This window comes from Arcticibacter sp., from assembly GCF_045629565.1.
GTDB lineage: Bacteria > Bacteroidota > Bacteroidia > Sphingobacteriales > Sphingobacteriaceae > Arcticibacter.
The window spans coordinates 1-7,681 of the sequence record NZ_JAZQRL010000050.1 but is presented as its reverse complement, the minus strand read 5'-3'; the positions used below and the strand labels follow the sequence as shown (position 1 = coordinate 7,681).

Here is a 7,681-nt window from a genome sequence, read left to right as displayed (position 1 = left end):
TTTTTTGAGAAACAATAATCTTTCGTTCTTTAACCTGGAAATGCAGATTGCTCAGTTCCTGCAGGTTATTTAAAATTTCTAAGAGGTCGGCATTCCGTGAAAACGTTCCTCCAAAGCGCTCAGCATCTGTTACGTCCTTATAGATTACTTCTACGTCGTACCACCTGCTAATTGCTTTCATCACACCTTTTATATCCTGGTTGTCAAACAGGAAATAACCATTCTTCCAGGCAATAGCCTGATCTACTTCGATGGCACTGACAGCTATACCTTTCTGGCTGCTGTTGGTTACTGACTGCTGCCCCGGCGCCAGCCGTACCGACTGTCCCGACGATAACTTCCTGATGTTAACACTGCCCTCCAGCAAGGTTGTTGTAACACTGGCATCATCAGCATAAGCTTTAATGTTAAAATGCGTTCCCAGCACTTGTACCTGCTGATCGGCCGTATGAACCAGGAAAGGCAGGTTCTTGTTATGTGCTACTTCGAAATAGGCTTCACCTTTAAGCCATACAGAACGGTTCTTACCGTTGGCAGTTACCGGAAAGCGAAGTTCTGACTCAGAGTTAATCCAGACCTTTGTTCCATCAGGAAGTACGACCTTAAATTGTCCCCCCTTTGGTATCCTTATCGAGTTGTATGCCATCTGACTGCCATCTGCAACGGATCTTTGCACACCGTTATAGCGCACCTGGCCCTTTTCAGCACTGGAAATAAGTATTCCAGCCTGAGTGGCGATATTACTCATTTGCTTATCGTCAAGGTTGACGGTCGTGCCATCACTAAGCGTCATTACCGCACTGCTTTTACCGGGCAAGATCTTTGCACTTAACATTGTAGGTGTCATTACCTTCTCGCCCGGTTTTTTATTAAAGAACAAAAAGCCACAGGTCAGCACGGCAACAGCAGCCGCCGCTTTCCAGTAGAAAGGCTTTCTTTTACCCCTTTTCTGGACTCTCTGCTGAAAGCGAGTGAAAAGCTCATCCACAGGGGGCTGTTCCTCACCTGCATCTACCTTTAACTCCGTGTACCATTCATTGAGCTCCTGAGCTTCCTGATCTGTACATTCGTTGGCTTTAAATCTGTCCAGCAAGTAAAGGAGTCGCTCTTTTTTCATTTATAGGGAGATTGGGCATTGAGTATTATGTGTCTAAGAGCTGTTAATTTCATGACGCTCGAAATATGCTCAGCCGTTATCTGGCAAATAAATTTTTCGCTAAAACCAAACATTGCAGCAGCGATCCGCTACTGCAATGTAATCAACACTTCAGAATAAGAGGAGGTAAAGCCTAAAACGCCCCTAATTCTGCCAGGTGAACATTGGTTGAGCCATAAGCCGACAACACAACGAACCTAAAATACCGGGCCTCGCCGAAGGTTGGCAGAAACTGCTTCTGAGGTTCTTTTTTGGTAGATAAATTAAAAGTTCCTGCAGTTACCCAATTGATATTGTCAAGACTGGTTTCAATCTTCACTTCATTCGGTTTCCCGTTACCATCAAACTGCCTTGTAGTCGCTGCAATTCCGTGCAGGGTCTTTACCTCTCCCATGTCCACAGTTAGGAAATGTGGCGGACCGGGGTTTCCATTTTTCCACTGAGAATGCCAAAAGGTGTTAATGTTACCGTCTAAAGTAAACTCTGCTCGACCATTACTTGGTCCTTCTCCGTCTGCCTCCTCTGAAGAGAACGCAATTATCTTCCAGTTCTTCCGGTCATAATCCGGGTAGTCCGCCATGTTCGGCTGCGCTGTGATTGTAAACATAGTGGTCCGCAGGCTTTCATTTACTTTGAAGTCCGTTCCTGAGATACTGATTGGCAGCAGATAGGTTTTGAATGGCTGTATCCCATCAGGCCCGCTAGTTAATATGCTTAACTTTAAAGGCCCAGTTGTCAACTGCCCAGCTGGTATTACCCCATCAACGGTGCTCAACGTATATGATTTTAATGGGAGCACTTCATAGTTCGTTTTGTTGACCGCATTATAGTTTTCCGCCAGTACGGGGTCAACTACAAACTTCATGTTTATGTTCGCTGCAGGGAAGTCCTGACCGCCGTAATTGGCTCCATATATAATCACCTGCGGTTCCTCTGAGATATTCAGCACCTTATTAACGGCACCGTTTACAGCTTGAGGCATATATATCTGCATATAGTTTGACAAGGGCTGATCGGGTAACTCAACCTCATCTTTGCAAGAAGTCATAAAGCTGGCGGCAACTAGAAGCCCCGCCAATAATTTAATGTTTTTCATAATCTTTTCTTAAGAACGTTACCAACCAGGATTTTGAATGAGCTGTTTTCCTCTGTCCAACTCGTACTGCGAGAGTGGATACCAATAATAGGAAGATCTGAATATATGGGGCGTAGCAGTAACTACCCTTTTGTAAAAGTCATTCCCATCTTTCATGATGTCCATGCCATGCATATCCCCCATTACCTGGGGTGCAATTTTCCACCTTCTGATGTCAAACCATCTGTGAGATTCATAGGAAAGTTCTACCTTCCGTTCTGCCCTGATTTTTTCTCTCACCTGGCTCTGGCCTGATGGTACAGGCAGTGCATCGGTGCCAACGCCATATTGAGGAATGCCGGCACGTTCCCTGATCCTGTTCAGATACAACATAATATCAGAATGACCCGGAGCGGCCTCATTTAAAGCCTCCGCATAGTTAAGATAGATCTCTCCAAGTCTGAACAGCACGAGTGGCCTTGACTGCTGCTGTCCGTTACCACCGGAGCCAGCGTTTGTTTGCGGACCAACGTTTTTTCTAACCAGGTAACCCGTTTTACTAAAATCTGTGGCATGGCCATTGCGTCCATTCGGACCAGACACATAAAAGGTAATTGGAGCAGCTGCACGCATATTGCCGCCCTGCCAGATGCTGTTGTTGTAGGTAACGCCGACATAAAAACGTGGTTCACGATTTACATACATGTTGTAAACCTGAATACCGCCTACGGTGGTAAATCCAGCTTCCGAATATAACAATGATTCACCTGGCAATTTACCATCGGCCATGTAATATGAATCGACCATCTCTTGCGTAGGTGCAATACCATTCCAGCCTCCTGCTTGCCGGGGCATGGAGTGCACGTCCCAGCCTGATAAATTATTTGATTTGCGGACAAAGATCTGTTCACTATTCCAGGCTTGAAAGAATATACCTTCTAAAGACTTAATAACATTTCCTGCTGGATCTTTATACAGGCTATAGATTCCAAGATCAATCACAGCTTTTGCGGCATCTGCAGCCTTTTGCCATTTAGAATGATCTTCGGTCTGGCTAATCAATGGTTGCCCATTGGCATCTTTGAATGATGCAACATCGGTATTCCCATTATACTGAGGACTAGCAGCATATAAAAGCAACCTTGACTTTACCGCCATTGCCATGCCTTTTGTTGCTCTGCCGGCCTCAAGATCACTGGCCTGTCCGTTTCTTTGCGGCACAATAGGGAGTATTTCTGCAGCTCGTTCCAGTTCGCTGACCACGTAGTCAACGCAAGCGTCAAAGCTACTCCGAGGAAGCTGCATTTCCTCTGCGGTTGCATCGGGAGCCAGGTTCTCCTCTCCCAGCAATACCACAGGACCATATTGTCGCATAAGCAAGAAATAATAGAACGCACGTAAGAAGCGTGCTTCTGCTCGGTATTGATCAATAAGCTGCTGTCCGTTTAGCTGGCGTATCTCATCATTCTTATCGATATTGTTCATAAAATAAGTGGCCGAACGAATCCCATTATAGTAATGGCGCCACTTGTCGAAATGGACGTTGGAAGCGTTGAAGTTGCCAATATTGATGTCATAGTTCCTTGAACCTGAGAAAGTCACATCGACCTCATCGCTTGTACCGAGCCATCCATTATTCTCCCATTGATTGGATTCATCAGGTATATAGTTATAGATATTAGCAAGGTATTGCTCAGAAGTCGCTTTTTTTCTGAATACCTCTTCAATCGTAATCCGGTCGTTAGGAACCTGATCGAGGTATTTTTTGCAGGAAGAAAAACAACAGGCCAGTCCTAGAAGGACCAAAGTGCCTAACTTTATATTTTTAGTCATGATTTTAGTTTTAATAAACCTTATTTGAATACAACTCTCATCCCAAGATTGTAAGTTCGTAACTGCGGATACTGCGCGCCACGCCCATCGCCTAGTTCTACATCCCACAAATTAAAATCACTCAGCGTGAACAGGTTATAACCATTAGCGTAGATATTCAGATTGGAAACACCTACTTTATTTAACCAGGGCTTATTTGTCAGGCTATATGTAATTTGCGCGGTCTGTAACCTAAGGAAAGCGCCATTTTTAACCCACCATGAACTACCAGCGTAATTCATATTGTCATTTCCATAAGTAATACGGGGATATAAAGGTCTCTCTTTAGGGTTCTCGGGCGTCCACCTGTCTACGATCTCAGCAAAGAGATTCCCCCTTTCACCACCATAAGTAAATGGTTGCAAGCCATCGCCATTTAAGGAGATATCTACATTACTAATACCTTTGAACCAGCCTGCAATAGACCAGTTTTTCCAGGTAATAGTTGGGCCAAACCCATACACAATTTCCGGGATAGACCCGTAGCCAATTGGCGCCTGATCATATGAATCGATCTTGCCATCGCCATTCAGGTCTTTGTATTTAATATCACCTGCCTTTGTTATTCCGGGTTGAAGCGGACTGTTGGCTACTTCTTCATCAGTTTTGAACAATCCGAGGTCGATATATCCAAAACGCTGTCCAAGTTTACGCCCTATCCTTTGTTGCCATGGATATGGCCAGGATGCATTTGCATCATTTATAATAATTGCCCTGTTCCAGTTAAAGTTTCCTCTAAGGCCAAGAATCCAGCCACTACCGATCGATTTGTTGATCTCTAAAGTAGCATCAACACCCTTGTTATTCACTTCCCCGAGATTTGCCCATGGCAAACTTCTAACACCGGCATATTGTGGAACATCTCCACGTTGGCGGAAAATACCTGTTCTGTATTCCCTGAAGAAGTCGGCCGTTAAAGAGATCGCGTCATTCCATGCCTTAATCTCCACGCCGAGATTGTACTTATTTGCCTTTTCCCAGGTAACTGCAACGGCATAGTCTCCGAAATCAAGTCCTCCGAAGTCATTATTCTGTCCATTTTGACCGAAGTTATAACCACCGGTATTTGCAATCGTTGAAATATAGGCGAAGCGACGACCTCCAATATTGCTGTTTCCAACAACACCGTAAGAGAACCTGAACTTTAAGAAGGAAATTACATCTTCTATAGGCTCAAAGAATTTCTCCTCAGAAGCCACCCATCCCAGCCCGAAGGAAGGGAAGAAACCAAACTGCTTTTGAGGAGCAAAGGTTTCAGAACCATTAAACCCAAAGTTAGCTTCTAACAAATATTTATTGTAGTAAGCATAAGTCGCTCTGCCGGCTACACCCATGTAACGGTAAGGAATAGAACTGATAAAATCGCCTGCAAATGCGTCTTCCCTGTCGGACTGATTGTAAAGTACCATCGCCGAAATATCGTGTTTGCCGATCGTTTTGTTATAATTTATAGAGCCTTCGGTATAAAACTGCCTGCTGCCACCATTGCTACGGCTGTAGCCAAGATAGTTAGTGCCGATTCTCGTTTGATCCAGGATGAGGTTTCCTTCTTCATCCCTTCCGCTTGCAAGGTAGCCATCTACCGACTTTGTCCTTTGAATGTTATGGGTATTTGCATTATCAAAAGAGAACATGGCCGTGGCCGACAGTCCGTTTAGCAAAGCACCAAGATCCTGAGTTACCCGGATGTTACTCCATAGCTGGCTTCTGAATTCGGTGACGTATCCAGATTGGGTAAGCAATGTGTAAGGATTAAATATATCGCCGGTCCTGATTTGAGAAAACTTCCCGTCGTTATATTTGACAGGAATAACAATCGGAGGAAGCACATAAGCTGCGTTCCAAATGCTACCCGTCGAGTTTCCCGGATAATTTCCATTACTGATCCAACCTGAAGCACCAAAGTCTACTTTAGTCGTTTTTGTAACGTTCAAAGTAAGATTAGAGGTAAAGTTATACCTGCTGAATTTTAATGAGGAGTTGTAGTCCGCAAGATCATCGGTCTTAAACAAGCCCTGTTCATCGTAATATCCAAGTGACAGATAGTATTGCGCATTTATAGAACCTCCGTTTGCATTAATCCTGGCTCTACGGTTCTGACCACTTTTATTGAACATCTCGTCGAACCAGTTTACATTGGGATATAGCTCAGGATCAGTTCCATCCATGGTTTTTTGAATCCTTTCTGCAGAATACCTGGGTAAGGTCTCTGAGGGGAAACTGTTCTTATACGCTTCATTTGCAATGTTCATATAGGTCGCCCCATCAGCGAAATCTGGAAGCTTTGTAAATTCAGTGAAGCCCTGATCGTATTGTGCCGTAATTACGGGTGCACTTGGCCGTCCCTTTTTAGTCTGGATTAGAATTACCCCATTAGCACCCCTTACACCATATACCGCGGTGGCTGAAGCATCCTTTAAAATGCTAAAACTGGCGATATCTTCCGCATCGACATTGCTGAATGATCTTTCAACTCCATCTACTAGTATCAGTGGAGAACTGCTCGTAAATGTAGAGATCCCTCTAATGTAGATTTCGGCGTTATCATAACCAGGTTCGCCGCTTCGTTGAACACCGACTACACCAGCTACCCTTCCGGCAATTAAATTGGTAAGATTAGCCACAGGTTGTTTCAGGTCCTCAGCCTTTACAGAACTTTGTGCACCTATGGTTGTAATCTTTTTCTGTTGTCCAAATCCTACGACAACCACTTCCGACATTTCGTTTTTTTGTTCTGCGAGGATGACGTTAAGCACTTCCTTGCCCTGAATGCTGACCTCCTGGGTTTCATAGCCAACAAAACTAAAGACCAATATAGCGCCATCAGAAGGTGCATTTATCAGATAATTTCCCTTCACATCGGTCATCACACCGGTTTTACTGTCTCTTACCTTGACGCTTACCCCAGGTAAGGGTTGCCCCCCATCATCGGTAACTGATCCCTTTACCGGGAAAATAGATTGACTATATACGTGTGAATTTATACTTAGTACCAGAAAAATGAGTGCAATTAAGCGTTTTCCCAGCAGGCCGTTTAGGCGCATAAGGGATCCCCCCGTGCAACTAAGAGCATCGTTATATTTATACATTTGTTATGGTTTACTTTGGTTGATAATTAAATTTGCTGAATGCAATTGAAGTATGGCTAGTATGGTGTTTCTCTATAGGCGCCCTTTCTTTTTATGGTTTTGTACTTGTTCTTCTTTAATTCCCATTGTTCATTAAAAGATTAATCACGTTCTTTTCCGGCGCGATCCTTAACACGTTAGCACCACCTGGTTTTGAAAATCTTCCCTTAGTGCTTAACACGCCATACTTCATCCCTTCAAATTCGGCAGCCACACGCTTTGCGCTGATGTTAGTAAAAGGCAATTTGGCTTGCTCAGCTGTACTTAAATCCAGGTACCAGTTCAAAGCCTGTTTCCCCACATATTTCATGTTAATTTGCTTTTCGTCAATATCCATTTCAATGCTTCCCTTTACTGAAGTAAGTGGCCAGGAGATTTTAAGTTTCCCTTTAACAGCATCTGAAATAACCGGATCTCCACCTTTCAGCAATACTTCCTTCCCATTGATCA

At 44.0% G+C, this 7,681-nt stretch carries 4 protein-coding genes and 1 pseudogene; all 5 read right to left on the bottom strand.

Going from position 1 to position 7,681, the window contains the following annotated elements:
• Positions 1-1,117: FecR domain-containing protein (locus ACKI5J_RS06885; RefSeq protein WP_407427866.1), on the bottom strand; the 1,117-nt coding region annotated here is incomplete at its 3' end.
• Between the two features lie 172 nt (positions 1,118-1,289).
• On the bottom strand, positions 1,290-2,252 hold the full coding sequence (locus tag ACKI5J_RS06880; RefSeq protein ID WP_407427864.1) for a discoidin domain-containing protein: 963 nt from the start codon (positions 2,250-2,252) through the stop codon (positions 1,290-1,292).
• An 18-nt stretch (positions 2,253-2,270) separates the two neighbouring features.
• A complete protein-coding gene (locus ACKI5J_RS06875) occupies positions 2,271-4,064 on the bottom strand; it encodes a RagB/SusD family nutrient uptake outer membrane protein (protein ID WP_407427862.1) in 1,794 nt (597 codons plus the stop codon).
• Positions 4,065-4,084: 20 nt separating this feature from the next.
• Complete coding sequence (locus ACKI5J_RS06870) at positions 4,085-7,192, bottom strand: SusC/RagA family TonB-linked outer membrane protein (protein WP_407427860.1); 3,108 nt, start codon at positions 7,190-7,192, stop codon at positions 4,085-4,087.
• 115 nt (positions 7,193-7,307) lie between these two features.
• Positions 7,308-7,681 (bottom strand): annotated as a pseudogene (locus ACKI5J_RS06865) (hypothetical protein); the annotation flags it as partial.

Bases quoted from the DNA above. Each gene is read 5' to 3' on its own strand.
- ACKI5J_RS06880 (WP_407427864.1), bottom strand. From the start codon at position 2,252: ATGAAAAACATTAAATTATTGGCGGGGCTTCTAGTTGCCGCCAGCTTT.
- ACKI5J_RS06875 (WP_407427862.1), bottom strand. From the start codon at position 4,064: ATGACTAAAAATATAAAGTTAGGCACTTTGGTCCTTCTAGGACTGGCC.
- ACKI5J_RS06870 (WP_407427860.1), bottom strand. From the start codon at position 7,192: ATGTATAAATATAACGATGCTCTTAGTTGCACGGGGGGATCCCTTATG.